Raw genomic sequence first — 26835 nt, 5'->3', positions numbered from 1 at the left:
CCTTTGGGCTTTAGAGGAATTTGGCGATCACGCCCGCGGTGTCGATCATGCGGTTCGAGAAGCCCCATTCATTATCGTACCAGCTGAGCACGCGCACAAGCTTACCGTCGATCACCGCGGTTTCGAGCGCGTCGATCGTCGAGCTGGCGGCATTATGGTTGAAGTCGATCGAAACCAGCGGCTCGTCGGTGTAGCCAAGCACGCCCTTCAGCGGGCCTTCGGCGGCCGCCTTCAGCAGCGCGTTGACTTCTTCCTTGGTGGTTTCGCGGAGCGGCGTGAAGGTCAGGTCCACCACCGAAACATTCGGAGTCGGAACACGGATCGACGAACCGTCGAGCTTGCCCTTGAGTTCGGGCAGCACCAGGCCAACAGCTACCGCAGCGCCGGTCGAGGTCGGGATCATCGACATCGCGGCCGCGCGGGCGCGGCGCGGATCGTCATGGATCTGGTCGAGGATCTTCTGGTCATTGGTATAGGCGTGGATCGTGGTCATGAGACCGCGCTCGATACCGATCGCTTCGTGCAGCACCTTGGCAAAGGGCGCGAGGCAGTTAGTCGTGCACGACGCGTTCGAGATGATCAGGTGATCGGCCGTGATCTTGTCATCGTTAACGCCGTAAACAACCGTCAGGTCCACTTCCTTGGCGGGCGCCGAGATCAGCACGCGCTTGGCGCCGGCGTCGAGATGCTTCTGGCCGCCTGCCTTGTTGGTGAAGAAGCCGGTGCATTCCATCACGATGTCGATGCCGTTGGCGGCATGGGGCAGCGCCGCGGGATCGCGCTCGGCGGTCACCTGGATACGCTTGCCGTTGATGATCAGATCGTTGCCGTCTATTTCGACCGTACCCTGGAAGGGACCATGCACCGAGTCATGGCGGAGCAAACGGGCATTCGCCTTGGCGTCGCCCAAATCATTGATCGACACCAGTTCCAGATCATGGTCTTTACGCTCCAATATAGCGCGCGCCACGTTACGGCCGATGCGTCCGAAACCGTTGATTGCAACCTTCACTGCCATGTCGAAATGTCCTTTCTGCGGAGGGCTAGCCGGTCCTCAATGGCCGAGCTTTGCCAGAATCTGGGGGGTGATTGCGTCGACGGTCAGGCCGAAATGCGCGTAGAGATCATCAATCGGCGCCGAGGCGCCAAAACTGTCGATGCCGAACCGCAGGCCATCGCGGCCGGTATAGCGTTCCCAGCCAAAGGTCGTGCCGGCCTCGATCGAGACGGTCAGCACATCGCTCGGCAGGATGTTTGCCTGATAGGCGGCATCCTGTTCGTCGAACAGCTCGGTCGATACCATCGACACAACGTCGGCGCCATGACCGGCGGCCTCAAGCTTGTCGGCAATATCCATCGCGAGCGACACTTCCGAACCCGTGGCGACCAGCACAACCTTGCGTGCGGCTGAGGCAGCCCGCAGGCGGTAACCGCCTTTCGCACAAAGATTTTCCGTGACGTCATGACGCAGCGGCCGCAGGTTCTGACGGGTCAGCGCGAGCAGCGACGGCCGATCCTGTTGTGCCAGCGCCAGCGCCCAGCATTCGGCGGTTTCGACCGCATCGGCTGGGCGCATCACGAGCAGGTTCGGCATAGCGCGCAGCGATTGCAGATGCTCGATCGGCTGGTGCGTCGGCCCGTCCTCGCCCAGCCCGATGCTGTCGTGCGTCATCACATAGACGATGCGCTGCTGCTGAAGTGCCGACAGGCGGATCGCGGCGCGGCAATAATCGGCGAACACAAGAAAGGTGCCACCATAGGGAACGACACCGCCGTGCAGCGCCATGCCGTTCATCGCCGCCGCCATGCCGAATTCGCGAATTCCATAATAGATATAGCGGCCAGAATAATCATCTTTTGTCAGTGGCTTGGTTGACGACGTTTTGGTGTTGTTCGAACCCGTCAAATCGGCACTGCCGCCGACAAGCGCGGCAATATCCGCCGTCAGCGCACTCAGCGTGTTCTCCGACGCCTTGCGCGTCGCGACCTTGGGCGGCTCGGCAACAAGACCGTCGAGATAGGCCTTGAACGCATCGCCCGGAACGACATTACCGCTCAGTCGAGCAGAAAATTCCTTGCGCTTTTCGCTGCTTGCAAGGCGATCATTCCATTCGGCATGAAGCGCCTTGCCCTTTTCGCCGAACCCTGCCCATGCTGAAGCAACGTCCGCGGGAATATCGAAAGGCTCGGCGGTCCAGCCAAGTTCGTTGCGCGCCGCGGCGATCTCTTCGGCGCCCAGCGGGGCGCCGTGCGTTGCCGACGTGCCCTGCTTGTTGGGCGCTCCAAAGCCGATGATCGTCCTGCATGCGATCAGCGACGGGCGCGGATCGGCAAGCGCGGCTTCGATCGCGCGGCGAATGTCGGCGGGATCATGCCCGTCGCAGCTTTCGACATGCCATCCGGTCGCCGCGTAACGCGCCGCGATGTCCTCGCTCGTCGAAAGGTCCGTCGATCCGTCGATGGTGATCTTGTTGTCATCCCACAGCACGATCATCCGACCGAGCTGCAAATGCCCCGCCAGCCCGATGGCTTCGTGGTTGATGCCCTCCATCAGGCAGCCGTCGCCGGCAACCACCCAAGTGCGGTGATCGACCAGATCGTCGCCATAGATCGCATTCAGATGCCGCTCGGCAATCGCCATACCCACCGCGGTCGCCAGCCCCTGTCCCAGCGGTCCCGTCGTCGTTTCGACGCCTTCGAGTTCAAAATTCTCGGGATGCCCCGCGCACGGGCTGTGCAGTTGGCGGAAATTGCGGATATCGTCGATCGTCGGCCGCGCGTAGCCTGCAAGGTGCAGCGTTGCATAAGCGAGCATTGAGCCATGCCCCGCCGACAGCACGAATCGGTCGCGATCGACCCATTTCGGATCGGCTGGATCAAATTTCAGATAATCCGAATAGAGCACCGTCGCCACATCGGCCATGCCCATCGGCATCCCCGGGTGACCGCTGTTTGCGGCCTGGACGGCATCCATCGCAAGCGCGCGGATTGCGTTGGCGAGCTGACGTTCGGGCAGTGTCATTTGTCCCCCGGAAATGGCTGGGCAGGCGCCGGACGCTACGGCCCGACTGGATGCGCACAGCCCTTTGCGGCGGCGGGGTCAGGAGTCAACCGCTGCGAACGGAAAATCGGCGCATTTTGGATCGACAGGGCAATTGCACCCCTTCCCCGCCGCTGCTACCCATCGCCCATGGAACTCGATCTCGACGAATCCAGCCTGGCCATCGGCCGTATCGAGCGCGCGCTCAGCCGTATCGAAATGGCGCTGGCCACCCAGCCAAGCCGACTTTCATCGCATATGGCCGCCCCCTCCCCCAACCAGTCGGCCCTGAAGGCGGAGGTTGCAGCGGTGATCGGCGAACTCGATCGCCTGATTGCGGAGGCCGATCGTGGCTGATGTCAGGCTGATGATCGCGGGGCGGCCTTATGACGTCCATTGCGCCGACGGTGAGGAAGCGCAGCTGCTCCAGCTTGCTGCCGTCGTCGATGAAAAGGCTCGGGGGATCCAAGGCGGAACCGAGGTTCGTCAGCTGCTGTTTGCCGCACTGATGCTCGCCGACGATGCTCAGGAAGCCAAGGGCAAGGCCGACAAGGCGGAACCTCAATCTGATTCGCTGCGTGCCGCTGTAGCGCTCGCGGAAAGCCGTGAAGCAGCAGCGCGTGATGAACTACGCGCGGCAGTCATTCGCGAACAGGCGGCGCTGAAAGAGCTTGAGGCCCTGCGCGCTGCGCCATCATCCCCTCCTGCCCGAAAGCCGGCAAACGACCGCGCGCTGCTCCAGATCGCCGACCGGATCGAGGCGCTGGCGACGAAAGTCGAGCAAATCCCTTGAGCGAGTCCGCCCGCGCCCCTACATATGGGGCGGCGGGTACTGCCCGGCACGAGCTTTTGCGAAAATCCCTGAGGCGATACATCATCCTAGGGAGCTGTCCCTGCCCGGACCCTGGTCCGACGTATATGGTTCCCACCTGACGTTACTGGCGTCAGAGGACTTTCCAGCAAACGACCTCGGCGGTCCCGCCAACCGATCGACCAGGTTTCACAGGAGGCGATGACCGACTTGTCCGCCGATTTGGTCCTCCAAAAGCAGAAATTGCGAGAAAAACTGCGCTTTCGCCGCAAGCATTTTGCCGCAAACCTGGGCGGAATGGCGCGACTGGCGGCGTTTCGTGTGCTTCCCGCACCTATTTCCGAGCTTCTGGCCGATCATGGCGTCATCGGCGCCTATGCCGCGTGGGGAGACGAGCCTGACATCCTGCCGATGTTTGACGATGTCGCGGCGACGGGAGCACTCGCCCTTCCCCATCACGCCACGCGCACCGATATGATGGATTTTCGGCGCTGGCGGACGGACGCGCCGCTTGAGAAGGGACCATGGGGTATCCAGCAGCCGCTGAACGATGCATCCGTTGCCGCCCCCGGCTTGATTTTCTGCCCCCTCGTCGGGTTTGACCGCCAAGGCAGCCGTATCGGCCAAGGTGGCGGCCATTATGACCGTTATTTCGCAGCGCATCCGGACGCGCTGCGGATCGGGGTCGGCTGGTCGGTTCAGGAGATCGATGCGGCCCCACGCGAATCAACCGACATGACGCTCGACGCCGTCCTGACCGAACAAGAATTCATCCTGTGTGGAGACCGTTTGTGAGCGAAGATCGCCAAGACCACGCCGACAGCAACCCCCAGCCGAGCTGGCGCAAACCTGTCGGCATGTTGCTGATCCTGCTACTGATCGCTGGTTGGACGACGATTATCGTCAGCCTGTCGCCATGGGTCGGCACGTGGCCGGTGCTGGTGCAGGCGGTGTTTTACCTAATCGCGGGAATCGTCTGGATCATGCCGTTGAAGCCACTGCTGCGTTGGATGGAATTGGGAACCTGGCGCCGCTAACGAGCGGCGCCAGGTTCCCAATTTCCAGTATCGGCAATCCCAAGACGCGGTGGCCATCCCGTCCAAAATTGGAAGGGATGGCGCGAGTGACGGGGCTCGAACCCGCGACCTCCGGCGTGACAGGCCGGCACTCTAACCAACTGAGCTACACCCGCGTGTGCTTGGGAGCAGCGCCAATATGGCGCTCGCCCCGACCTGTCAACCGTCGCTTTCGGCTTCGCCGCGATTTAATCGATCGCGCATCTCGTCGACCGTCGTCAACGTCCCGCGTTCGAACAGGAAACCTGCCAGATCGGGCGTCCCCGTCGATTGCAACACCGTCTGCAAAATCAGCAGCAATGGCACCGCCAGCAACGCCCCCGGCGCACCCCATACCCAACCCCAGAAACTGAGCGATACCAGGATCAGCAACGGATTGATCGTCAGCCGCTTGCCCAGCACCAGCGGAGTAATCACATTGGCCTCGACCGTGTGGACACCGATGAACAGCAGTGCTGGCAGCAGCGCCAGCCCCACCGCGTCAAAAGTCATCAACCCGCCCAGCCCGAGCAGGATCGCCGCTACGATCGGTCCGACATAGGGCACGAAATTGCACAGCGACACGATGCCGCCCCACATGAACGGTGAAGGCATACCCAGCGCCCACAACAGCAGCGCGACCGACAACCCCAGAATCGCGTTGATCATGGTGATGGTGGCCAGATAGTCGGCGGTGGCATCGACGACATTCTGGATCACCCGGGCAGTCTGCATCGCGCCGTCAAAGCTGCCGCGCCGCCGGATCGTCCCCTTGCGCAGTCGCGTCCAGCCGGAGAGGAAGAAAAAGATCACCAGCACGGCAAAGAACAACTGGATCGCTGCCGATGGCGCGGCGGAGATGAAATAATCAACGACCGACGTGGGCGCGGTCGCCGCCACCGCCTGCGCCGTCGCCTCGCTTCCGCTCGCCACCGACAACAGGGTGCGATCGACAAACCGTTGCAGCGTCGAGTAAAAATCGATCAACGGTGCCAGATTGCTCTGAATCCGCGGGATCGAATCGGGCAGCCGCGCAAACCACCCCGTCGCCGGTACGACGATGATCGCCAGCGCGGCATTGATCAGCATTAGAAACCCGGTGAGCGAAAGAAAAGCCGCCAGTGCTGAGGGCACGCCACGCCGCTCGAGCCATTCGAGCAGCGGCACCAGCGCAATCGCGATCACGATCGCGGCAGTCAGCGGCAAAAAGAACTCCGCGCCGAACTGCAGGGCAAACGGTAGCCCCAGGCAGAAGCTCGCGCCAAAGATCAGCGTCAGCGCCGCGAGCAACCGATCGCGGCGGAAATCATCGATCTCGATTTGATGCAGCGGATTCGAACGCGGGCGCGTGCCTTTGCTCCCCCGATCGTCCGCCACCCCAGTTCTCCTGCGTTAACCGCCTCTTCTTACGCGCCGTTTGCATTTTGCACCAGCCGCCCGTTTCGCGACGAATCGGATGCCAAATTTGTCCCCCTCTGGGTCAGAAACTGCCTTTCTCGCTGCTTTTTAACCAGAAATTACCCTTTTTCGGCGACTTATGAAGTCAAGGACCAACCACTTCGGAGTCAAAGTGATGATGAAAGCGCCTGTGGGGGGCGCGAAGCATCAGCTTCTTCCCTCTTGTTCATTTCTCGCCCTTCTGGCGGCGCTCGCGTTGCCGATGCAGGCGCAAGCCGCGGGTACACGCGCCGGCTCGACGATCAGCAATACCGCCTCGGCCAGCTTCGACACCGGCGGCGGTTCAACCACGATCAATTCGAACCAGGTTGATCTGCTCGTCGATGAATTGCTCGACGTCACCGTAGATTCGAGCAATTCCGCCGATGTGCCAACCACCCCTGGCGCAACGGGACAGGTGCTGTCCTTCTCGGTCACCAACACCGGCAATGGCGTCGAGAACTTCGTGCTGAGCACGATCGCCAACGGCGGCGGTGATAATTACGACCCCGTTGTCACCCAAATCTATCTCGACAATGGTGACGGCGTATTCGACGCGGGAACCGACACACCATACACCCCCGGCGCGAACGACCCAGAGCTCGATCCGGACGAAAGCGTCACAGTTTTTGTCGTTGCAACAACGCCGGGCGGGGTCGTGGACGGAAATCGCGGCATCGTCAGCCTGGTCGCCGCGGCGGCGACCGGTACCGGCGCGCCGGGTGACAGCTTTGCCGGTCAGGGTGAGGGCGGCGGCGACGCGGTCGTTGGCGCGACCGGAGCCGATGGCAGCGATGCCGGGGCGTTTATCGTGTCCGCGGCGACAGTCACCCTCGTCAAATCAGCCGTCGTCAACAATTCGCTCGGCACCGCCGACCCGATTCCGGGCGCGACGATCACTTATACGATTGTCGCAACCGTTGCGGGCAGCGGCTCGGTCAGCGGCCTTGCGATCACCGACAATATCCCCGCCGACACAAGCTATACCGCGGGCTCGATCACGCTTGGCGGCGTCGCACAGTCAGACGCGATCGACGCCGACGCGGGCGACTATAATGGCACACGGATCAATGTCGCGCTCGGCACCGTGGCCGGTGGTCAGACCCGCACCGTTACGTTCCGAACCACAATCAATTGATGGAGATGCGTATGCGCAAAGCGCTTTTTCTGCTTTTCGCGGCCCTGTTGCCGGGACAGGCGCTCGCCGCGAACCATGTGGCGCTGGCAAACGACGTATTCGTCGAGCGGGTTACCACCGATGCGCAGGGCAAACAGCGGATATTGCTGGAAGAACCGAAGGTTGTCGTTCCCGGCGACCGGCTGGTTTTCGTACTCAATTATCGCAACGCCGGAGCGCAACCGGCCGACAAATTCGTCATCACCAATCCCCTGCCCGCGGCGGTCAGCTTTGCCGACGCCGGCGACACCCGCCCGCTCGTCTCGATCGACGGCGGCCGCGGCTGGGGACAGCTTGATCAACTGACGGTGGCCCTGCCCGACGGCACCCGCCGCGCAGCGCAACCCGCCGACGTGACGCACATCCGCTGGGCTTTTTCAAAGCCGATTCCGGCGGGCGGCAGCGGCAAGCTGATGTTTCGAGGAGTTGTGAAATAGCAAATTAGAACGACCGCTTACAGATTGCCAGCGGTGGGGAAACGGCAATCGACCAAAGCCAAGGAGCTCAGCTATGACCAGCAAGCTGAACACCGTGGGCATCATCGGTCTGGCGGCGATCACAAGTCTCGCCGCTACCCCGGCATTTGCTGCCGGAACGACCGCGGGTACCACGATCACGAATACCGCCACCGTCGACTATCAGGTCGGTGGCGTTGCGCAAGGACAGCAGTCGGCGTCGAACAATTTCACCGTCGACCGCAAGATCAACCTGCTTGTCGAAGAAGTCGGCACGGTCACGACCAATGTCGTGCCGGGGCAAACCAACGCCGTCACGACGTTCCAGCTGACCAACAGTTCGAACGAGACGCTCGATTTCGCACTCGTCGCTTCGCAGATCGCGGGCGGGACCGCAGCGCATGGCGGCACCGACACATTCGATGTCACCAACGTACGGATTTATCGCGATAATATAGCTACCGGCACGGTTGGAAGCTGGGATGTCGGTGACACGCTCCTTACCGGCTATGTCGACGAACTCGTTGTCGATACCGCAATCCGGCTGTTTGTGGTTGCCGACGTTCCTGCTTCCCTAGCTAACAACGCGGTCGCGGGTGTCACCCTTCGTGCCACCGCACGCGAAGGCGGCACCGTTGGCGCCCAAGGTGCGGCCATCACCCAGACGGCCGGTGCAAATACGGCAGGCAAAGATACGGTCTTTGCCGATATCGCAGGCGTTACCGGCGATGCCGCGCGCGACGGATCGCATAGCGACAACGACGATTATACGGTGCAGACCGCGACGCTTACGGTCGCCAAGAGCAGCCGCGTCATCTCGGATCCGTTCAACAATACGACCAATCCGAAGCTGATTCCCGGCGCAGTGGTCGAGTATTGCATCGCCGTCGCCAATTCCGGCGGGGTTGCCGCGACTTCGGTGGTGATCAACGACGCGGTTCCGGGCCAATTGACCTTTGTTCCGGGTTCAATCCTGCTGGGCGGCACTTACACCGGCACGGTGCCAAGTGGCACATGCGATTTCAATGGCACCGCAGGCGGCAGCTATACCGCGCCGAACGTGACAGGAACGATCGCCACAATTGCTGCAGGCGCCGCACAAACGCTCGTCTTCCGCGCGACGGTCAACTGATCGGAATACCGATGGAGCAGCGGGTGCGGGCCAAAAGCCGTCGTCCGCTGCTCCCTTCGGGGCTATCATGGCACTCGGCACCAGATATTTTGGCCTTGCAAGCGCGCTGATCGCGGCAGCTCTGCTGCCAGCGACTCCGTCGGCGCGCGCGCAGGTGATATCCAACACGGCTTCGGCGCAGTGGACGCATGACGGGAACCCCGGGCAGGCGCTGTCGAACCGCGTCGATGTCACCGTGGCGCCGCGTCCCCCCGAACGGCCGACGATTACCACTTACCGGCTGACCAGTGGCGGCGGCAACAAATCGGTGCCGCTGGCGCCAACGCAGTGCAGCCGCGTCGGTGGCCCCATTGCCAGCAGCTTAAGCAGCGGCATCGCCAGCAGCAGCACCAGCTTGGGAAGCACGAGCAGCACGATCCCGCTCAGCGGCGTCTATGAGGGCATTTCGACCGCCCCCGCCTCGCTGCAAAGCACCGACAATTTCCGCGCCGGCGAAGTGCTCGTCGTCGGGGTTACGCTCGCATCGGCCAACGTCGATCCGCAGGTGCGTGACACGATGGGCGTCGTCCTCGAGCTCGAAAATGGCGATCGCGAGGAGATCACGCTGACCGAAACCGCCAACAACAGCGGCGAATTCGTCGGCTTTATCAACACGATCGGAATTCCGCCCGCGGTCGCGCAGGGCGATTGCCGCCTGTCGGTCAATCCGGGCGCGGCGCTGTCGCTGCGCGTCTCCGATCAGGCAAGCGCCAGCTTGGTTGCGCTGGCAACGATCAACTTTCTCGTTGATCCATTCGGCATCGTGTTCGACAGCGGGGACGGCGCGCCGGTTCCCGGCAGCCGGGTGACCCTGATCGATGCTGCCACAGGCCAGCCCGCCATGGTATTCGGCGACGACGGCGTCTCCGCCTACCCGTCCAGCGTCGTCACGGGGCAGAACGTGACCGATTCGGGCGGTACGACCTATAATTTCCCGCCAGGCGACTATCGTTTTCCGTTCGTCGCGCCGGGGACGTATCGCCTGGTTGTGCAGCCCCCCGCCCCGTTCACCGCGCCGTCGGCATCAAACCCCGCCGATCTGGCCGCTTTTCGCCGCCCCGACGACGGCCTGCCGTTCGAAATCAGCGGTGCCAGCTATGGCGACCCGTTCACGCTGAACAGTCCGGCGCCGGTGCGCGTCGATATTCCGGTCGATCAACCCGGTTTGCCGCTGATCCTCCGTAAGTCGACCTCGACACAGGTTGCGGTGCCCGGCGACGTGATCCAGTACCGCATCGAGGTCGCGAACCGCGACGCGCGTCGCAATACCGGCGCGGTGACCGTCAGCGACATCCTGCCCGCCGGAATGCGCCTGCGCGCCGATACGGTGCGGATCGACGGGGTGCGGGTGACCACCAATGTCGCCGCCAATGGTCGCGAATTCAGCGTGGTAGTCCCCAGCATCGCAGCATCACGCACCGCCTTGCTCACCTATCTCGCCGAAGTCATCGTGTCGGCGCAGCCGGGCAACGCGCTCAACCGTGCCTCTGCCGTCGACAATCGCGGTTCGGCGAGCAATATCGCTGAAGCGACGATTTCAATCAAACGCGATCAGCTCGGCGACCGGATGACGATCATCGGTCGTATCACCGATGGCGGCTGCACGGTTGATCCGCGCAAGGCGGACGGTATCGCGGGTGTTCGCGTGATGCTCCAGGACGGCAGCTACACCGTCACCGACGAAGAAGGCCGCTATCATTTCGAAGGCGTGCGCCCCGGCCTGCACGTGGTCCAGATCGATCCCTCCACGCTGCCGCTCGACCGCCAAGCGATCGACTGCGCCCGTTCGACGCAAAGCGCAGGCAGCGCGATCTCGCGCTTTGTCGAAGGCCGCGGCGGCGCGCTGAAACGCGCTGATTTCCGCGCAATCACCAGCGCTCCCCGCGCCGCACCCAAAACAGCGGCGATTGCGGCAGCAACGGTGCTCAGCGACCCCGAAGCCGCAGGCGCCGGTCGTGACTGGCTCGCGGGGCAGGCGCCCGGCATCGACTGGCTGTTCCCCGCCACCGACCATAATCCGCGCTCGAAAGCGATCCGCGCGGCGATCAAGCATGCACCGGGCCAGACTGTCACGCTGCGCGTCAACGGCAAAACCGCCGACCCGCTCAGCTTTGAAGGCACCAGCAAGTCCGCTGACGGCACCGTCGCGGTCAGCCTGTGGCGCGGGCTGGAAATCCGCGAGGGTGAAAACCGCCTCGTCGCCGAGGTGAAAGATGTGAACGGCGTTATCATCGCGGCGCTGGAGCGAAATGTTCACTATTCGATCACCCCGATGCGCGCTGTCCTGCTTCGCGAGAAGTCGGTGCTCGTGGCCGATGGGGTCACCCGTCCTGTCATCGCAGTGCGGCTGACCGATCGCGACGGCAAACCGATCCGATCGGGCCTCACCGGCGATTTCAGCGTCCCTGCCCCCTATTATCCCGCCGTCGAAGCCGACGCACAGCAGGCGCGCCAGCTCGCCGGGCTCGAGCGCGCCCAGCCGCTGTGGAAAATCGATGGCGACGACGGCATCGCCTATATCGAACTCGAACCGACGACCGCGTCGGGAACGCTGGCGATGGATTTCATCTTCCGCGACGACAAGGTGACGCGCAAGCAGACGATCGAAACCTGGCTCGATCCGGGCGATCGGCCGTGGACCGTAGTGGGTTTCGCCGCCGGGACGCTCGGCTATAGCACGCTCGACGATCGCATGGAGCCCACGGCGGAAACGCTCGACGACCTCAACGCCGATGCGCGCCTCGCGCTCTACGCAAAGGGCCGGATGCGCGGTAAATGGCTGATGACGCTGGCCTATGACAGCGACAAAGAGCAAGACGACGCCCGCTTTGGCGGCGTGATCGACCCGCGCGCGTATTACACCATCTATGCCGACCGCAACGAGACACGCTACGACGCGGCGTCGGTGCGCAAACTCTACCTGCGCCTTGAACGCCCGCAATTCTATGCGATGTTCGGCGATATCGAGACGGGAATCTCGGAACCCGAGCTCGCGCGCTACCAGCGCGCGCTCAACGGCGGCAAAGCCGAATATCGCGGCCGCAACTTCGCCGCGACCGCATTCGTCGCCGACACCCCCTACCGCTTCCGCCGCGACGAAATCCAGGGCAACGGCTTGACCGGCCCCTATCAGCTTGGCGCGCGCGACATCCTGCCGAACAGCGAGCGCATCGTCATCGAAACGCGCGACCGCTTGCGCAGCGAGCGCATTGTTGACAGTGTCAGCATGACGCGCCACGTCGATTATGACATCGACTATCTGTCGGGAACGATCCGCTTCCGTAGCCCCGTGCTCAGCCGCTCGTCAGATCTCGATCCGCAATTCATCGTCGCCGAATATGAGGTCGATGGTGTGGGCCAGCGGGTACTGAACGCCGGCGGCCGCGTCAGTTACCAGTCGAATGACGAAAAACTGCGCGTCGGCGCAACCTTCATCCATGATGAAGACGGCAACGCCAAGACCAACCTCGGCGGTTTTGATGCCCGCTATCGTCCGAATATCGACACGGAAGTCCGCGCCGAGCTGGCGGTCAGCGATGCCAAGGCGGCCAATGGCGGCAATGCTGCCGCCGCAGGCACCGCCAAGGCGTGGCTGATCGAGGCAGAGCATCACAGCAGCAATGCCGATTTCCTGGCCTATGTCCGCGAGCGCGAAAGCGGCTTCGGCGCGGGCCAACTCAACCGCGGCGAAAATGGCACGCGCAAATTAGGCGTCGATGCCCGGCTGCGCGCCGCACGCACCCTGTCGCTGACTGGTAGCGCGTGGCAGGAAGATTATCTGGATACCAGCGCGCGTCGCCGCGCCGCGCGGGCGCTGGCGGAATATGACAATGGCACGACGGTGGCGCGTGCCGGGCTGACCCACGCTGATGACCGGCTGTCGGACGGCACCCGCAACCGCTCGAACATCGTCCAGTTCGGCGCGACGCAGCGACTGTTCGAAAAGCGCCTCGAACTCGACGCACAGACCGAATTCGCGCTGGGCGGCAAGGATGCCAGCATCGATTTTCCGACCCGTCACCGCCTTGGCGCGCGCTTTGCGATCAATCGCGACGTCAATCTGGTCGGCAGCTATGAAATCGCCGATGGCGACACGATCAAGGCGCGCACCGCGCGGCTGGGTTTCGACCTGACCCCTTGGTCGGGCGCACGCCTGCTCGCCACCGCGAACCAGCAGCAGATCGGCGAATATGGCCCGCGCAGCTTTGCCGCTTATGGCCTGTCGCAATCGCTGAAGCTCGGCGAGCGCTGGTCGGTCGACGTATCGGTCGACGGCAATCGCACCCTGGGCGGTATCCGGGCGGGCGATGTTATCAATGTTAACCAACCCGTCGCTTCGGGCGGTTTCCTCGGCGACAATGGGACGCTGACCGAAGATTTCCTCGCGATCAGTACCGGCGCCACTTATCGCGCCGATCGCTGGACACTGACGGGACGCGCCGAATATCGCGACGGCGAGATCGCCAATCGTTACGGGCTGACGCTGGGCGGTCTGCGCCAGCTCGGCGAAGGCCGTGCGCTCGGCGCCCTGTTCACCTACGCCAAAGCCAGCGGTAGCGGCACGACCCCGACGACAGAGGTCATCAATTTCGAGATGAGCTGGGCGCATCGCCCCTCAGCGTCCAGCGTTTCTTGGCTCAACAAGAGCGAGTTCAGGTCGGACAAGGTCCGCGACGCCATCGCGGGCCAGCCCGGGCCGATCGGCGGTGGCCCGCTGACGATCGACGGCGACGCCACCAGTCGCCGCCTGCTCAACAGCCTGTCGGTCAACTGGACCCCGCTCGGAGACCGCGATAACCGGCGCGGCGCGGGCCGCGCATGGTTCGAACGCGGTGAATTCGGCTTTTTCTGGGGCACACGCTACAATTTCGACCGTTTCGGCGCGGATGACGTCAAGGGCTGGTCGAACCTGATCGGCGCCGATTTCCGCTTCAATCTGGGCGAGCATGTCGACGTCGGAGCGTCAGGTACGGTGCGGATCGGCACCGATGCTGACACTGTTACCTGGGCGGGCGGTCCGACCGTGACGCTGGCTCCGATGAAGAATGCTAACGTCACCTTCGGCTATAATTTCGCGGGTTTCCACGACCGCGACTTCGAAGACGCGCGCTATTCGCGGTCGGGTGCTTATGTGACCTTCAAGCTGAAGTTCGACCAGACGAGCTTTGCGGGGTTGGGGCTTTAAGCTCACCCACTATTCCGTTCGTGTCGAGCGAAGTCGAGACATGTGAAGGCATTTACGACCTCGGCATGTCTCGACGACGCTCGACACGAACGGTTGTTGGGTAGGCTTATCAGTCCGCGAACAGTAAAACTGGCGTCTCGACCAGCTTCTTGAGCGCCTGGACATAACTCGCCGCATCCCAGCCATCGACAACGCGGTGGTCGCAGCTGATCGACAGGTTCATCAGCTTCGCCCGGCGAATGTCGTCGCCGTCAAAGACCGGGCGCTCGACAATCTTGTTCGGTCCAATGATCGCGACCTCGGGCCGGTTGATCACCGGCGTCGTCGCAATGCCGCCAAGCGGACCGAGCGAGGTGATCGTCAGCGTGGAGCCCGACAGCTCGTCGACCTTGGCCTTGCCGGTCCGCGCAGCCTCGGCCAAACGCCCAATTTCGCTCGCCAATTGCCAGACATTCTTGTCTTGCGCGTCGCGGATCACCGGGACCATCAATCCCGCATCGGTCTGCGTCGCCATGCCCAGATGCACCGCGCCGTACCGCGTCACCACCCCAGCCTCGTCGTCGTAACGCGCGTTGATCATCGGAAACTGCGGAATCGTGCGGCAAATCGCCACAATCAAGAAAGGTAACATCGTCAACTTCGGCCGCTGGCCGCGGTTTGCGTTCAGATCGGCCCGCATTTCTTCCAGCGCGGTGACGTCCATTTCCTCGACATAGGTGAAATGCGGGATCGCGCGTTTCGACGCCGCCATATTCTCGGCAATCTTGCGCCGCATGCCGATAACCTTGATCGGCTCGTCGGCGCGCGCACGGCTGGCGCCGGGGCTATGGTAGCCCTGTCCGCTGCTATAGCGCAGGAAAGCGTCGAGATCGGCGTGGCGAATGCGGTCACCGTCGCACTGCACCTGGCCCAGATCAATCCCCAGATCCTTGGCGCGGGCCCGAACGGCGGGCGATGCAAGGACTTTGGCGTCGTGATGGACGGCGACAGCCGGTGCCGCCGGAGCGGCTGGCGTTTCGGAAGGCTTTTCTGACAGTTTCGGCGCCTCAGAGGCCGATGTTAACTCTGTTACCTTGGGTTCAGGCACCGGATCCGGTCCCGGGGTTTCAGCTTCGATCTGTGCTTCGATCGCGGTGTCCACCGGCGGCGCTTCGACATCGCCGTCGGCGTCGGTTTCGATCACCGCCAACGTCGATCCGATCGCGATCAGATCGCCAACCTCGCCGGCCAGCTCGACGACGATCCCCGAAACCGGCGATTCCATCTCGACCGTCGCCTTGTCGGTCATCATGTCGGCCAGCTGCGCGTCTTCTTCCACGCGCTCGCCGATCTTGACATGCCAGGCGACGATTTCGGCCTCGGCGATGCCTTCGCCAATGTCGGGCAGACGGAATGAATAGCGGGCCATCGGCGTCAGTCCTTCAAAATCTTGGTCAGCGCGGTCGCGATGCGGACCGGACCGGGAAAATAGGCCCATTCCAGGCTGTGGGGATAGGGCGTGTCAAAACCGGTGACGCGCTCGACCGGCGCTTCGAGGTGGTAAAAACAGCGTTCCTGCACCAGCGCAGCCAGTTCGGCGCCAAAACCCGACGTCCGTGTCGCTTCGTGGATCACTAGGCAGCGCCCGGTCTTCTTCACCGACGCCTCGATCGCGTCAATATCGAGCGGCAACAGCGTGCGCAGGTCGATGATCTCGGCATCGATGCCCATTTCCTCGACGATCGTCTTGGTGACATGGACCATCGTGCCATAGGCCAGGATCGTGAGCGCGTCGCCTTCGCGCACCGTCGCCGCCTTGCCGAGTTCGATGCGGTAATAATCCTCGGGCACCGCGCTCGCGGCATGTTTCGACCAAGGTTCGACCGGGCGGTCGTAATAGCCGCTGAACGGGCCGTTATAGATGCGCTTGGGTTCAAGGAAGACGACGGGGTCATTGTCCTCAATCGCTGCGATCAACAGCCCCTTTGCGTCATAAGGGTTTGAAGGAATGACGGTTTTTACGCCGCAGATATGCGTCATGATGCTTTCGGGCGACTGGCTGTGCGTCTGGCCGCCGAAAATCCCACCGCCAAACGGCGTGCGCACCGTCATCGGACAGATGAAATCGGCCGCCGAACGATAGCGCAGCCGCGCCGCTTCGCTGACCAGCTGGTCGAGTCCGGGATAGATATAATCGGCGAACTGGATCTCGGGGACCGGGCGCAGACCATAGGCGCCCATGCCGACCGCGACGCCGATGATCCCGCATTCGTTGATCGGCGTGTCGAACACCCGCGTTTTGCCGTGCTTTTTCTGCAAGCCCGCGGTGGCGCGGAACACGCCGCCGAAAAAGCCGACATCTTCGCCCATCACGACGACATTGCTGTCGCGGGCGAGCATCACGTCCATCGCGCTGTTGATCGCCTCGATCATGTTCATCGTCTTGGTCGCGGTTTGCGTATCGGCGTTCATCACTCGGGCTTCCAGTCAGGGCCGAACTTCGCTTCCTGTTCGGCGAGCATCTGGGTGCATTGTTCCTTGAGGTGCCAAGGCATGTCCTCGAACACATCCTGAAACATCGTTTCGAACGGCTGGTGCATTCCATGTCCCAAAATACCGAGCTTTTCCGACTGCTTCTGGGTCGTCTTTACCAGCTCATCAAGCTCGGCTCGCTGCGTCTCATGCCGCTCGTTATCCCATTCGCCGAGCGTTTCGAGATGCTGGCGCAGCCGGTCAATAGGGTCGCCGAACGGCCAGATCGTCGGTTCCTCGGCGGGGCGATAGGCCGTCGGATCGTCCGACGTGCTGTGCCCCTCGCTGCGATAGGTGAAATGCTCGATCAGCGTCGGGCCATTGTTGGTCCGCGCCCGATCGGCCGCCCATTGCGTCGCAGCATAGACCGCGAGCGGATCGTTGCCGTCGATGCGCAGCCCGGCAATGCCATAACCCACCGCGCGCGCCGCAAAGGTGGTGCGTTCGCCGCCGGCAAAGCCCGAGAAGCTGGAAATCGCCCACTGGTTGTTGACGACGTTGAAGATCACCGGCGCATTATAGACGGTCGCAAAGGTCAGCGCTGAGTGGAAATCGCCCTCCGCCGACGATCCTTCGCCGCACCAGACGGTCGCGATACGGCTGTCGCCTTTTGAGGCCGACGCCATCGCCCAGCCCACTGCCTGCGGATATTGGGTAGCAAGGTTGCCGGACACGCTGAAAAAGCCATGCTCGGGCGCCGAATACATGATCGGCAGCTGCCGCCCCATCAGATGATCGCCGCGGTTTGAGTAAATTTGGTTCATCATCTGGATCAGCGGATAGTCGCGCGCGATCAAAATGCCCTGCTGGCGATAGCTCGGGAAACACATGTCGCCGCGGTCAAGCGCCATTGTCGAAGCAACCGACGTCGCCTCCTCGCCCGTGCATTTCATGTAAAAGCTGGTCTTGCCCTGGCGCTGGGCGCGGAACATACGGTCGTCGAACGCGCGAACGAGCATCATGTAGCGCAGCATCGTGCGCAGCCGCTCGGGGCTTAGCTTCGGATCCCACTGACCCTTGGCCTGCCCGTCGAAATCGAGCACGCGAACCAGGCCATAGCAAAGGTCGCGCATCGCATCGGGCTTGGTCGCCTCGGATGGCCGCGGCGTCGCATCGACCGCAGGAACGACAATATCGCCAAAGTCGGGCGTGTCGCCCGGGCGATAGCGCGGTTCGGGGATATGAAGCGACAGCGGCGGCAGATTGCTCGCCGGGCGCCGATCCGTTTCGGGCATATCGTCTTCCCATTGCGGCGCGAATCGGCGCCTAGTTATATTTCAGCGTGGCGACATATTATTTCGGTCGCCATACGAATGCAACGCTAGCGATCAGACCGCCACCGGCGCGGAAATGTGCGCCTGCGGCGTGTAAGCTTCGACCGCGAAATCTTCGAAATTATAAGAGAAAATATCATCCGGCTTTCGCAGGATCCGAAGCTTGGGCGCACCGTCGGGAACCCTGCCCAACTGCTGCTCCACCAATTCTGTGTGATTCAGATACAGATGCACATCGCCGCCCGTCCAGACCAGTTCATGCGCATGCAGGCCGCATTGGTCGGCGACCATCCGCGTCAGCAGTGCCGCTTCAAACACGTTGAAGGCAAAGCCGAGCCCCAGATCGCACGACCGCTGGAACAACAGGCACGAAAGACCGCCGTCGCTGCGGACATGGAATTGATAAGTCATATGGCATGGCGGCAGCGCCATCCGATCGAGATCGGCGACGTTCCAGCCGGTGAAGATGTGGCGCCGAGATCCCCGATTGGCCTTCAATCCCTCGATCAGCGCCGCAATCTGGTTGTGTCCCTTCGCTGCCCGCCGAAACAACCCTTCGCCCGCCGGTTCATAGCGCGGCCAATTGACCCATTGATGGCCATAGACGGGACCAAGGTCGCCCCACTGCGCGGCAAACGCGTCATCGGCGATGATCCGCGCCTCGAAATCCTCGGCACTGATCGCCTCGCCCGTCGCCTTGCGATATCTATCAAGCGGCCAGTCGGTCCAGATCTTCACGCCTTGCGATACCAGCGAGCGGATATTGGTATCGCCCGTCAGGAACCACAGCAACTCGCGCAACGCGGTCTTCCAATAAACGCGCTTGGTCGTCAGCAACGGGATCGCGTCGTCTTTCAGCGAAAATCGCATCGTTTCGCCAAACAGCGACCGCGTCCCGACCCCGGTGCGGTCGACACGCTCGTCGCCCTCGACCCAGATGCGGCGCATCAGTTCGAGATATTGCAGTTCATAGTGGATCGATTCAGGCAAGACTCAACTCCTGGTTTACCAACCCATTGCTAGGCTGCAGGCACCGTGCCGACAAGGGTGTGGCGGCTGCGCCGTCCATAAGCATCCAAAGCGGCGCAGTCATCGATTGGCGGTCGGGCAACCCGCGCGCATGACCATCGTCATGACCTTGCTCGCCCCCATCGACACGGCAACCGGTGCTTCGCCGCGTGCGGGCTTTGTGCCGTGCGAGGCCGAAGACGATGTCACGCAGTATCTGCTGCGTCCGTATTTCGCTGCCGACCGCGAGGTGCTGCTGCTTGCGGGTTTTGACGCCTTTGATCGCCTTGTCCGGCTTGAACGCGTCCGCGGCGAGAGCGCCAGCCGCTGCGTTATCCCGCCGCGATGCTGGCGCAGCTTGCTGAATAGCGGCGTCGTCGCCGTCATCATGGCACACAACCATCCTTCGGGCGACGCGCGGCCAAGCGCCGCCGACACCCGCGCGACGCAGGATACGGCGCTTTTTCTGCGCACCATGGACGTCGAACTGATCGATCATCTGATCTTCGTTGCGGATGGTCATTTCAGCTTTCGAGGTGCCGAATTGCTGTAGGCACCGCAATCCTGATCAATGTGCCGATTGGCGCTTGAAGTTCGCCGATTGCGCGTCTAGAGGACCGCCCTGCCTTCGCGGCGACCCCGGTCGGCGCGCAGTTCGGTCGGGGAGTAGCTCAGCCTGGTAGAGCACTGTCTTCGGGAGGCAGGGGCCGGAGGTTCGAATCCTCTCTCCCCGACCAATTTCCTGCATATTGCAGATTCTGCACCGTCGCTTCTTGTAAGTCGGCAAACAACATCCTAGATTTGTTCTACGCCGCCATGGTTTTCCCCCTTTCCATCGCGGTGAGTGCCCCGTCACCTTGACGCGGGCGCGTCCTCCCTGGACCCTGGCCACCTCGTACTTCGGTACGGGGTGGTTTTTTATTCGGCAGCCTGAACTATGATTTCAGGGGCTGGGCGCGCTCGGGCGGCCTCGCTGACCAGATCGGCAAACCATCGTGACATGACGGCAATGCCTTGAGAATCGGGCCGACGCTCGGCGGTCAGATAAAGGCGCCGGTCAATCTCTATCTGCACCGCATGGATCGCCTGCCCCGGATTGCCGTGGGTGCGGATGATATGGCCACCGGCATAGGGCTGGTTGCGCGAGACCGGCTCGTTCAGGCGATCCGCCGCCGCCATCACGACATCGACCAGCCACTCGCCCGACGTCACGCCGAAATGATCTCCGATGACAATCCGCGCGCCATGACCCGGCTGCCCGACGGGGATGGACGGCATCGAATGGAGGTCGAGCAGGATCGCATAACCGAACCGGTCGCGCGCTGCCGCCAGAGCATCGGCCAAGGCCGCATGATAAGGCCGATGAATGGATTGGAGCCGCCATTGCAACGCCACCTGATCGATCGGCTTTTTCCAGAGCGGCCCGCAATCCGCCAGCCGCGTCGGCACGACGCCCAGACCCGCGCGCTCCTTGCGTCCGGGCGCCGAAAATTGCGCGCGCATCGACATGGCAACCTCACCCGGCGCCATCTGTCCCTCACCGCGATTGCAGTCCGCGACCGCCCGCGCCCACATAGCCTGCACCACGGTGGCCCCGGCACCCACTGCACCCGCCGCGATCAAATCGCACCAGCTGTCCTCGAGTCGTTCGAGATCGGCCTGCCCGACCCGCGCCGCCGCCAAAATCTCGGGCGGATACAGCCTTCCCGCGTGCGGCACCGATACGATCACCGGGCTGATCGCCGCAGGCCGGTTGACAGCGATGGCGGCGGACGGGATGGTGCGGGATCGCATGGATCATGGGTGGCAAAAAAACCGCGTTGAATCCAGCGCTGCCAAGTCAATTTGTTAAATCTCTGACGCTATGGCGGATTTCGCATTAAGCATGCCACCGACCGGAACCGGCCGCGTCGAGGGATCAGGGGATTGATTTCTATATGATTCGCATTCTTCTGGCCGAAGACGATGACGTGATGCGCGAATATCTGGCGCGCGCGCTGACCAGCGCCGGTTATCACGTCACGGCGGTCGATCGCGGCACCGCCGCGGTCCCCTATATCGATTCGGGCACGTTCGACCTGTTGCTGTCCGACATCGTCATGCCCGAAATGGATGGCATCGAACTCGCGCAGCACACCGCCAAGGTCGCGCCGCAGACGCAGGTGATGTTCATCACCGGTTTCGCCGCCGTGTCGCTGCGCGCCGAGGAAAATGTACCACAGGCAAAGCTGCTGTCGAAGCCGTTCCACCTCAAAGATCTTGTCCGCGAAGTCGACAATCTGTTCGGCCGCGCTGACCGGTCGAGCCAACAATAACGACGTCACTGGGCGCGAAGGGCTTGCCAAGCGCGACCGAGGATATTAGGGGGCGCGTCACCCCAAGGGATGGGCGTGTAGCTCAGTGGTAGAGCACTGTGTTGACATCGCAGGGGTCGCAAGTTCAATCCTTGCCACGCCCACCATTAAAAACGCCGCCACCCAGCCGGGTTGGCGGCGTTTTTACGTTCCGGGGTAAGCCATACCCGACACCGCCAATTTTTTCCTGTTCCCCTGCGAAGGCAGGGGCCCATCACCGGACGTTACGAAATTCAGCGCGCGGCCCGGCAAACGGATAGCGTAGCTGATGGACCCCTGCCTTCGCAGGGGAACAGTACCTCTCGTCCAGAATCAAAAAGGGACTCAGGCCATACCCTTCGCCAGATCGCCGCGCGACGCGTCGCCGACTTGGCTGCCGCCGTCGCAGTCGAGAATCGTGCCGGTGATGTAACCTGCGGCGGGCGAGCACAGGAACACCGCCGATTCGGCAACCTCCTCGATCTTGCCCCAGCGCTTCATCGCGATCCGGTCGAAATGCGACTGGCGCGTCGCGGCGTCCGGGGCGAGTCGGGCCATGCCCTCGGTTCCGGCGATCGGCCCCGGCGAAATGCCGTTTACCCGCACCTCTGGCCCCCACTCCAGCGCCAGAACACGAATCAGCTGGTTGATCCCCGCCTTCGCGGCGCAGGCATGCGCCTGCAGCGCCGACGCGTTTACTGCCTGCCCCGCGGTAATCGCGATCAGCGATGCGCCCGGACGATTGAGCAAATCGTGACAGCCACGAAAGACGTTGAAGGTGCCGTTGAGGTCGATATCGACGACGGTACGAAACGCATTCGCCGACATGCCGAGCGCGGGGGCAAGGAAATTGCCTGCCGCGCCCGAAATGACGATGTCCATCGGGCCGAGCTGATCGGCGACCTGCTCCATCGCGCCGCGAATTGCGGCATAGTCGCGGACATCCGCCGACAGCCCCATCGCGCCCTCACCGATCTCCCCCGCCGCGCGGGCGGCCTTGTCCGGGTCGCGCCCCGCCACTGCGACCTTGGCGCCCAGCTCGGCAAAGCGCTTCGCGATGCCCAGATTGATTCCGCTGGTGCCGCCGGCCACGAACGCCGTCTTTCCGGCCAACAGATTATCCCGAAAGGTCGTCATGCTTCTCTCCCTTGGCGTTTTTCGTCCGCATATCGGTGATGATGCGGGGTTGACGGATGGCGATCGGTCGCCTTTTGCAACGGGAACAGACAGCAAGGACGATCCGATGGCAAGTGCCGGCCCCACCTCGAACAGCTTCATCTCGCAGCGGCTGAAGCTCCACTATGTCGATTGGGGCAATCGCGGCGCACCGCCGCTGCTGCTCGTCCATGGCGGCCGCGACCATTGCCGCAACTGGGACTGGGTCGCCGACAAGCTGCGCAATCGCTATCATATCATTGCCCCGGACCTGCGCGGTCACGGCGATAGCGCATGGTCGCCCGATGGCAATTACGCGATGGACGGCTTCGTCTATGATCTGGCGCAGTTGATCCATCAGCTTGATCTGGGACCGATCAGCATCGTCGCCCATTCCATGGGCGGCAATATCGCGCTGCGCTATACCGGCCTCTATCCACAGAATGTCCGCAAGCTGGTCGCAATCGAGGGACTCGGCCCGTCGCCCAAAATCATCGCCGAGCGCGCGAGCACGCCCTATGCCGCACGCTTCCGCAAATGGATCGATGACAAACGCCAGGCTGCCGGGCGTACCCCGCGCCGTTATGCCACCCTCGATGAAGCGCTGGCGCGGATGATGGGCGAGAACAGTTATTTAACCGAGGCGCAGGCGCGCCACCTGACGGTCCATGGCATCAGCCGCAACGAGGATGGCAGTTGGAGCTGGAAATTCGATAATTATCTCAACGTCTGGCCCGCGTTCGACATGCCGCAGGAGGACATTGCCGGGCTGTGGGGCGCAATCACCTGCCCCACCTTGCTGCTGTACGGCGCGAACAGCTGGGCATCGAACCCCGAACGCGACGGACGCCTGGCGCATTTCAACACCGCCAAGGTGATCGAGTTCGAAAATGCCGGACACTGGCTGCATCACGACCAGTTCGACCGGTTCATGTCCACGCTAGACGATTTCCTCTAAACGGGCCGCCACAGGCGCGCACCGGCGCGCATTATGGGGTGGCCAATGGCGTACACCGGGCAAATTTCCAGACGGCAGCGAATGGCATCGGGCGGCGCCGCGCTGCTGGCGGTCCTCGTGGTCGGTTTGGGTTTCGCCAGCGGACTCGATCTGAATGTCGTCCGCAAGATGACCGAAGCCATCTCTGCTGTCGCCATTCCAGCGCCGCCGCCTCCCGCGCCAGTCGTGCCGCAAACTGTCCCTAGCGAAGCAGCGAGCGGCAAAGCCTCCGCGGCAAACCAGCACGCCGCAGCCACGGCCGTCGTAGCGCCGAAGCCGAAACTGCCACCGCTCATACCTCCTATCGCAGCCGCACCACAATCCGGCGCGGGCCAGGACGCATCGGCGGGGGCCGCGCCCGATCCCGGCACCGGATCGGGCGCCGGCGGGCGCGGCGACGGCACCGGCGCTGGTGGCTCGGGCAGCGGCACCGGCGGCGGCACCAAAGCCGTATGGCAAAGCGGCACTATCCAGGACCGTGACTATCCCGCTGCGGCCCGCCGCGCCCGCATTGGCGGCGAGGTCGAAGTTCGTTTCACGATCCAGCCGACCGGACGGGTCACTGGTTGCCGCGTCAGCCGCTTAAGCGGCGACGCAGGGCTCGATGCCACGACATGCCGCCTGATCGAAGAACGCTTTCGCTTCAAACCCGCCACCAACGCCGCGGGGGCGGCTGTCGCCAGCGCCTATGGCTGGCGCCAAAGCTGGTGGCTCGAAGGGCGGTGATGATCCAATCCCTACCCCACAACTGCAAGCCTGGCGCCGTCCACCTTTCTAACTGCGAATAATTCGCATTATAAATTGACTCTGCGATCAAGTCGCAATAGCGGGACCCCGAACACAGAAGGGGTACCAGAATGAAGAAATCGACGTCCGCCACTTTCCTCGCCATGTCGTGCGTCGGCAGCCTGATCAGCGCGCCCGCGATGGCCGCCGACATCGGTGCCAATACCGATGCGGAGCAGCAGGGGGAACGTGAACGCCGCGACGAGCGCGAGCAGATCATCGTCACGGGCCAGCATTACCAGACCCAGCAGGAATCGCCCAAATCGACACGATCGGTGCGCGACACGCCGCAGACGGTGACCGTCATCACCGGTGAGACGATCGAGCAGCAGAACCTACTCACCCTGCGCGATATGCTGTCAACCGTCCCGGGTATCACCTTTGGCGCGGCCGAAGGCGGCTCTCCGCCCGCCGACTCGATCACCCTGCGCGGATATTCGGCGGGGTCGGACATCACGCAGGACGGGGTGCGCGATAGCGGCGCATATAACCGCTCCGACAATTTCAACCTCGAACAGCTGGAAATCGTCAATGGCGCCAACTCGGTCTATGGCGGCTCCGGATCGGTCGGCGGTTCGATCAATTTGGTCACCAAGCGCCCACTTGCTGAGACGCGGATCGTTGCGACGGCGGGCATCGGCACAGATGATTATTACCGCGGCGCCATCGACGCCAACATCCGCGCCAGCGACCTGATTGCATTCCGCCTCAACGCGATGGTCCACCAGAATGACGTCCCGGGCCGCGACGTTGAATTTTATGAGCGTTGGGGCGTGGCGCCCTCGGTCACACTGGGTGTCGGCGGGCCAACCAGCCTGACGCTGCAATATCTGCATCAGGAGGACGAGAATATCGCGCAATATGGCGTCCCCTATTATGCGGTGGCCGGCGGTATCCTTCCCGGCGTCGATCGCAGCGATTACTTCGGGTACCGCAACGTTGATAAACAGGACATCACGGTCGATCAGGCGACCCTGACCTTTGAGCATCAGCTGGGCGACCAGGTGTCGCTGCGCAACCTGTCGCGCTGGCAGCAAGTGTCGCAGCTGACGATCGTCGGCCCACCGCAGGGTACATTTTGCCTGGCGAATAATCAACTGCCGACGGGCGCGGCCTGTCCCGCGACCGTCCCCGCTGGCTATTATCTGATCGGCGGACCGCGCGGAAATCTGCGCGATTCGAACAATGAGATCCTGTATAACCAGCTCGACTTGCGGGCGGTGTTCAACACCGGGGCGATCGAACACACGCTGGTCGCCGGCGCGTCGGCCAGCTGGGAGAAATATCTGCTATCGACGGGCAATGTGTACCGCAACACGAACGGCACCCCGGCCTTTGCCGCTTTCCCGCTTATCAACATCGCCAATCCGAACGAAATCGTTCAGGGACCGCCGGGCTTTGTCTATGGCAGCAACGTCTACACCGGCCCGGTGAACTATTTTGAAAGCGGGCGCCAGCGCGGAGAGGTGGACAATTACGCCGTCTATCTGTTCGACGCGATGAAGATCGGCAAGTTCGAGATTAACGGCGGCGTGCGCTGGGAAAAGAACAGCGGCAATTATCGCACCGACACCGTATCGACCGCAGGCGTGGTCGCGCCCGGCGCGATATTCCGCAACGATGCCGAGCTATTCTCTTATCGCCTTGGCCTGGTTTACAAGCCGGTCGAAGCGGTCACACTCTACGCCGCCTTCGGCAACTCAAAAACCCCGTCGATCAGTGCCGTCAACGGCGCCTGCTCTGCTTTGACGTGCAACGTCGATCCCGAAAGTGCGCGCAATTATGAGATCGGCGCCAAGGCCGAAGTTGCGGGCGGTAAGCTGCTCCTTGCCGCCTCGGCATTCCGTAACGAACGCAACCAGTACAAGGTGCCGTCGAATGACCCGACGATCCCCGACCAGGTGCTCGACGGCAAATCACGCGTCGACGGCGTCGCGCTCAGCGTCGTTGGCAAGATCACCCCGCAATGGTCGGTGACCGCCAACTACACCTATCTGGACAGCAAGCTGATCCAGTCGGTCGCCGATGGCCTTCCCGACCCGGCAGCGGGCGCGCAGCTCCAGAACACGCCGAAGCACTCAGGCAGCCTGTTCACGACCTATGAGTTCCCGTTCGGCCTGACTTTGGGCTACAGCATGACCTACCAAGGTAGCTTCGCGCTCAACCTGCCAACGGCGGCGAGCGCGACAGTTTTTCGCGCCGATGATTATCTCGTCCACAGCGCCTATGTCGCTTACGATTTCACCGACAAGCTGAAGGCCCAGCTCAATGTAAAGAATTTCACCGACGAGCTTTACTTCACCCGCGTCCGTAACAACGGCTGGGCTACCCCCGGCGACGCGCGCGCCGCGATCTTCTCGCTAACCTATACCCATTGATCCAATGGCGGGGTCGATGGCAACGCTGCTATCGTCCCAGCCATTGCTTCGCACCTGAACCT

22 protein-coding genes and 3 tRNA genes are annotated in these 26835 nt (G+C 62.7%); 15 read left to right on the top strand and 10 right to left on the bottom strand.

The features are described 5' to 3' along the window. Positions 1 to 10: 10 nt before the first annotated feature. Both gap and tkt read right to left on the bottom strand, forming a co-directional pair. Positions 11 to 1018 carry a type I glyceraldehyde-3-phosphate dehydrogenase gene (gap, locus tag B4F07_RS13970; RefSeq protein WP_293697130.1) on the bottom strand — a complete coding sequence of 336 codons (1008 nt, stop codon included), beginning with the start codon at positions 1016 to 1018 and terminating at the stop codon, positions 11 to 13. A gap of 36 nt (positions 1019 to 1054) precedes the next feature. Then, positions 1055 to 3022 carry a transketolase gene (tkt, locus tag B4F07_RS13965; RefSeq protein ID WP_293697132.1) on the bottom strand — a complete coding sequence of 656 codons (1968 nt, stop codon included), beginning with the start codon at positions 3020 to 3022 and terminating at the stop codon, positions 1055 to 1057. Between the two features lie 168 nt (positions 3023 to 3190). Between tkt and B4F07_RS13960 the strand changes: the two genes are divergently transcribed. From B4F07_RS13960 to B4F07_RS13945, 4 genes are all read left to right on the top strand, one after another. After that, positions 3191 to 3397, top strand: a complete 207-nt coding sequence (locus B4F07_RS13960) for a hypothetical protein (protein ID WP_293697135.1) — start codon at positions 3191 to 3193, stop codon at positions 3395 to 3397. Further along, on the top strand, positions 3390 to 3833 hold the full coding sequence (locus B4F07_RS13955) for a cell division protein ZapA (RefSeq protein WP_293697138.1): 444 nt from the start codon (positions 3390 to 3392) through the stop codon (positions 3831 to 3833). The genes B4F07_RS13960 and B4F07_RS13955 overlap by 8 nt, the downstream gene beginning before the upstream one ends. Positions 3834 to 4052: 219 nt before the next feature. Beyond that, complete coding sequence (locus tag B4F07_RS13950) at positions 4053 to 4646, top strand: 5-formyltetrahydrofolate cyclo-ligase (protein ID WP_293697141.1); 594 nt, start codon at positions 4053 to 4055, stop codon at positions 4644 to 4646. Continuing rightward, positions 4643 to 4888 (top strand): DUF2842 domain-containing protein, encoded by a 246-nt coding sequence (locus tag B4F07_RS13945; RefSeq protein WP_293697144.1) that lies wholly within the window; start codon positions 4643 to 4645, stop codon positions 4886 to 4888. The genes B4F07_RS13950 and B4F07_RS13945 overlap by 4 nt, the downstream gene beginning before the upstream one ends. A 78-nt stretch (positions 4889 to 4966) precedes the next feature. On the opposite strand, the gene B4F07_RS13940 is transcribed toward B4F07_RS13945, so the two are convergent. Both B4F07_RS13940 and B4F07_RS13935 read right to left on the bottom strand, forming a co-directional pair. Then, a tRNA-Asp gene (locus tag B4F07_RS13940) sits at positions 4967 to 5043 on the bottom strand. Between the two features lie 43 nt (positions 5044 to 5086). Beyond that, positions 5087 to 6283 carry an AI-2E family transporter gene (locus B4F07_RS13935; protein WP_293697147.1) on the bottom strand — a complete coding sequence of 399 codons (1197 nt, stop codon included), beginning with the start codon at positions 6281 to 6283 and terminating at the stop codon, positions 5087 to 5089. A gap of 196 nt (positions 6284 to 6479) precedes the next feature. Between B4F07_RS13935 and B4F07_RS13930 the strand changes: the two genes are divergently transcribed. From B4F07_RS13930 to B4F07_RS13915, 4 genes are all read left to right on the top strand, one after another. Then, on the top strand, positions 6480 to 7481 hold the full coding sequence (locus B4F07_RS13930; protein ID WP_293697150.1) for a hypothetical protein: 1002 nt from the start codon (positions 6480 to 6482) through the stop codon (positions 7479 to 7481). An 11-nt stretch (positions 7482 to 7492) separates the two neighbouring features. Then, on the top strand, positions 7493 to 7957 hold the full coding sequence (locus B4F07_RS13925; protein ID WP_293697153.1) for a hypothetical protein: 465 nt from the start codon (positions 7493 to 7495) through the stop codon (positions 7955 to 7957). Positions 7958 to 8030: 73 nt separating this feature from the next. Next, the gene (locus tag B4F07_RS13920; RefSeq protein WP_293697155.1) at positions 8031 to 9107 is read left to right on the top strand and encodes a hypothetical protein; all 1077 of its coding nucleotides are present in this window, start codon (positions 8031 to 8033) and stop codon (positions 9105 to 9107) included. Positions 9108 to 9174: 67 nt separating this feature from the next. Beyond that, the gene (locus B4F07_RS13915; RefSeq protein ID WP_293697158.1) at positions 9175 to 14331 is read left to right on the top strand and encodes a hypothetical protein; all 5157 of its coding nucleotides are present in this window, start codon (positions 9175 to 9177) and stop codon (positions 14329 to 14331) included. A gap of 109 nt (positions 14332 to 14440) precedes the next feature. On the opposite strand, the gene B4F07_RS13910 is transcribed toward B4F07_RS13915, so the two are convergent. The 4 genes from B4F07_RS13910 to thyA all read right to left on the bottom strand — a co-directional run bounded on the left by B4F07_RS13910 (position 14441) and on the right by thyA (position 19106). Further along, entirely contained in the window at positions 14441 to 15739 is a 1299-nt protein-coding gene (locus tag B4F07_RS13910; RefSeq protein WP_293697161.1) for a dihydrolipoamide acetyltransferase family protein, read from the bottom strand. Between the two features lie 5 nt (positions 15740 to 15744). Next, on the bottom strand, positions 15745 to 16749 hold the full coding sequence (locus B4F07_RS13905; RefSeq protein ID WP_293697509.1) for an alpha-ketoacid dehydrogenase subunit beta: 1005 nt from the start codon (positions 16747 to 16749) through the stop codon (positions 15745 to 15747). 32 nt (positions 16750 to 16781) lie between these two features. Next, complete coding sequence (locus B4F07_RS13900) at positions 16782 to 18077, bottom strand: thiamine pyrophosphate-dependent enzyme (protein ID WP_293697164.1); 1296 nt, start codon at positions 18075 to 18077, stop codon at positions 16782 to 16784. A 93-nt stretch (positions 18078 to 18170) separates the two neighbouring features. Beyond that, entirely contained in the window at positions 18171 to 19106 is a 936-nt protein-coding gene (gene thyA / locus B4F07_RS13895) for a thymidylate synthase (protein WP_293697166.1), read from the bottom strand. 130 nt (positions 19107 to 19236) lie between these two features. Here thyA and B4F07_RS13890 point away from each other — a divergent pair, with 130 nt between their 5' ends. Both B4F07_RS13890 and B4F07_RS13885 read left to right on the top strand, forming a co-directional pair. Beyond that, on the top strand, positions 19237 to 19677 hold the full coding sequence (locus B4F07_RS13890) for a JAB domain-containing protein (RefSeq protein ID WP_293697169.1): 441 nt from the start codon (positions 19237 to 19239) through the stop codon (positions 19675 to 19677). 107 nt (positions 19678 to 19784) lie between these two features. Continuing rightward, positions 19785 to 19861 (top strand) — tRNA-Pro (locus tag B4F07_RS13885). 181 nt (positions 19862 to 20042) lie between these two features. Here the strand turns inward: B4F07_RS13885 and B4F07_RS13880 are convergent. Next, positions 20043 to 20918 carry an N-formylglutamate amidohydrolase gene (locus tag B4F07_RS13880; protein WP_293697172.1) on the bottom strand — a complete coding sequence of 292 codons (876 nt, stop codon included), beginning with the start codon at positions 20916 to 20918 and terminating at the stop codon, positions 20043 to 20045. Positions 20919 to 21061: 143 nt separating this feature from the next. Between B4F07_RS13880 and cpdR the strand changes: the two genes are divergently transcribed. Further along, complete coding sequence (cpdR, locus tag B4F07_RS13875) at positions 21062 to 21439, top strand: cell cycle two-component system response regulator CpdR (protein WP_088442230.1); 378 nt, start codon at positions 21062 to 21064, stop codon at positions 21437 to 21439. Positions 21440 to 21510: 71 nt separating this feature from the next. Beyond that, positions 21511 to 21585: transfer RNA gene (locus tag B4F07_RS13870), tRNA-Val, on the top strand. A 217-nt stretch (positions 21586 to 21802) separates the two neighbouring features. Here B4F07_RS13870 and B4F07_RS13865 read toward each other — a convergent pair. Then, positions 21803 to 22594 carry an SDR family oxidoreductase gene (locus B4F07_RS13865; RefSeq protein WP_293697183.1) on the bottom strand — a complete coding sequence of 264 codons (792 nt, stop codon included), beginning with the start codon at positions 22592 to 22594 and terminating at the stop codon, positions 21803 to 21805. A gap of 106 nt (positions 22595 to 22700) precedes the next feature. On the opposite strand from B4F07_RS13865, the gene B4F07_RS13860 reads away from it, so the two are divergent. The 3 genes from B4F07_RS13860 to B4F07_RS13850 all read left to right on the top strand — a co-directional run bounded on the left by B4F07_RS13860 (position 22701) and on the right by B4F07_RS13850 (position 26773). Beyond that, complete coding sequence (locus tag B4F07_RS13860) at positions 22701 to 23570, top strand: alpha/beta fold hydrolase (RefSeq protein ID WP_293697185.1); 870 nt, start codon at positions 22701 to 22703, stop codon at positions 23568 to 23570. A gap of 81 nt (positions 23571 to 23651) precedes the next feature. Next, positions 23652 to 24335 (top strand): energy transducer TonB, encoded by a 684-nt coding sequence (locus B4F07_RS13855; RefSeq protein ID WP_293697187.1) that lies wholly within the window; start codon positions 23652 to 23654, stop codon positions 24333 to 24335. A gap of 131 nt (positions 24336 to 24466) precedes the next feature. After that, on the top strand, positions 24467 to 26773 hold the full coding sequence (locus B4F07_RS13850) for a TonB-dependent receptor (protein WP_293697189.1): 2307 nt from the start codon (positions 24467 to 24469) through the stop codon (positions 26771 to 26773). Positions 26774 to 26835 lie beyond the last annotated feature (62 nt).

The organism is Sphingopyxis sp. UBA6723 (assembly GCF_002454115.1).
Taxonomy (GTDB): domain Bacteria; phylum Pseudomonadota; class Alphaproteobacteria; order Sphingomonadales; family Sphingomonadaceae; genus Sphingopyxis.
The sequence above is the reverse complement of the archived record's forward strand: the minus strand, read 5'-3'. Positions and strand labels throughout refer to the sequence as shown.

Bases quoted from the DNA above. Each gene is read 5' to 3' on its own strand.
- gap (WP_293697130.1), bottom strand. From the start codon at position 1,018: ATGGCAGTGAAGGTTGCAATCAACGGTTTCGGACGCATCGGCCGTAAC.
- tkt (WP_293697132.1), bottom strand. From the start codon at position 3,022: ATGACACTGCCCGAACGTCAGCTCGCCAACGCAATCCGCGCGCTTGCG.
- B4F07_RS13960 (WP_293697135.1), top strand. From the start codon at position 3,191: ATGGAACTCGATCTCGACGAATCCAGCCTGGCCATCGGCCGTATCGAG.
- B4F07_RS13950 (WP_293697141.1), top strand. From the start codon at position 4,053: ATGACCGACTTGTCCGCCGATTTGGTCCTCCAAAAGCAGAAATTGCGA.
- B4F07_RS13930 (WP_293697150.1), top strand. From the start codon at position 6,480: ATGATGAAAGCGCCTGTGGGGGGCGCGAAGCATCAGCTTCTTCCCTCT.
- B4F07_RS13925 (WP_293697153.1), top strand. From the start codon at position 7,493: ATGCGCAAAGCGCTTTTTCTGCTTTTCGCGGCCCTGTTGCCGGGACAG.
- B4F07_RS13920 (WP_293697155.1), top strand. From the start codon at position 8,031: ATGACCAGCAAGCTGAACACCGTGGGCATCATCGGTCTGGCGGCGATC.
- B4F07_RS13915 (WP_293697158.1), top strand. From the start codon at position 9,175: ATGGCACTCGGCACCAGATATTTTGGCCTTGCAAGCGCGCTGATCGCG.
- B4F07_RS13910 (WP_293697161.1), bottom strand. From the start codon at position 15,739: ATGGCCCGCTATTCATTCCGTCTGCCCGACATTGGCGAAGGCATCGCC.
- B4F07_RS13905 (WP_293697509.1), bottom strand. From the start codon at position 16,749: ATGAACATGATCGAGGCGATCAACAGCGCGATGGACGTGATGCTCGCC.
- B4F07_RS13900 (WP_293697164.1), bottom strand. From the start codon at position 18,077: ATGCCCGAAACGGATCGGCGCCCGGCGAGCAATCTGCCGCCGCTGTCG.
- B4F07_RS13890 (WP_293697169.1), top strand. From the start codon at position 19,237: ATGACCATCGTCATGACCTTGCTCGCCCCCATCGACACGGCAACCGGT.
- B4F07_RS13880 (WP_293697172.1), bottom strand. From the start codon at position 20,918: ATGCGATCCCGCACCATCCCGTCCGCCGCCATCGCTGTCAACCGGCCT.
- cpdR (WP_088442230.1), top strand. From the start codon at position 21,062: ATGATTCGCATTCTTCTGGCCGAAGACGATGACGTGATGCGCGAATAT.
- B4F07_RS13865 (WP_293697183.1), bottom strand. From the start codon at position 22,594: ATGACGACCTTTCGGGATAATCTGTTGGCCGGAAAGACGGCGTTCGTG.
- B4F07_RS13860 (WP_293697185.1), top strand. From the start codon at position 22,701: ATGGCAAGTGCCGGCCCCACCTCGAACAGCTTCATCTCGCAGCGGCTG.
- B4F07_RS13855 (WP_293697187.1), top strand. From the start codon at position 23,652: ATGGCATCGGGCGGCGCCGCGCTGCTGGCGGTCCTCGTGGTCGGTTTG.
- B4F07_RS13850 (WP_293697189.1), top strand. From the start codon at position 24,467: ATGAAGAAATCGACGTCCGCCACTTTCCTCGCCATGTCGTGCGTCGGC.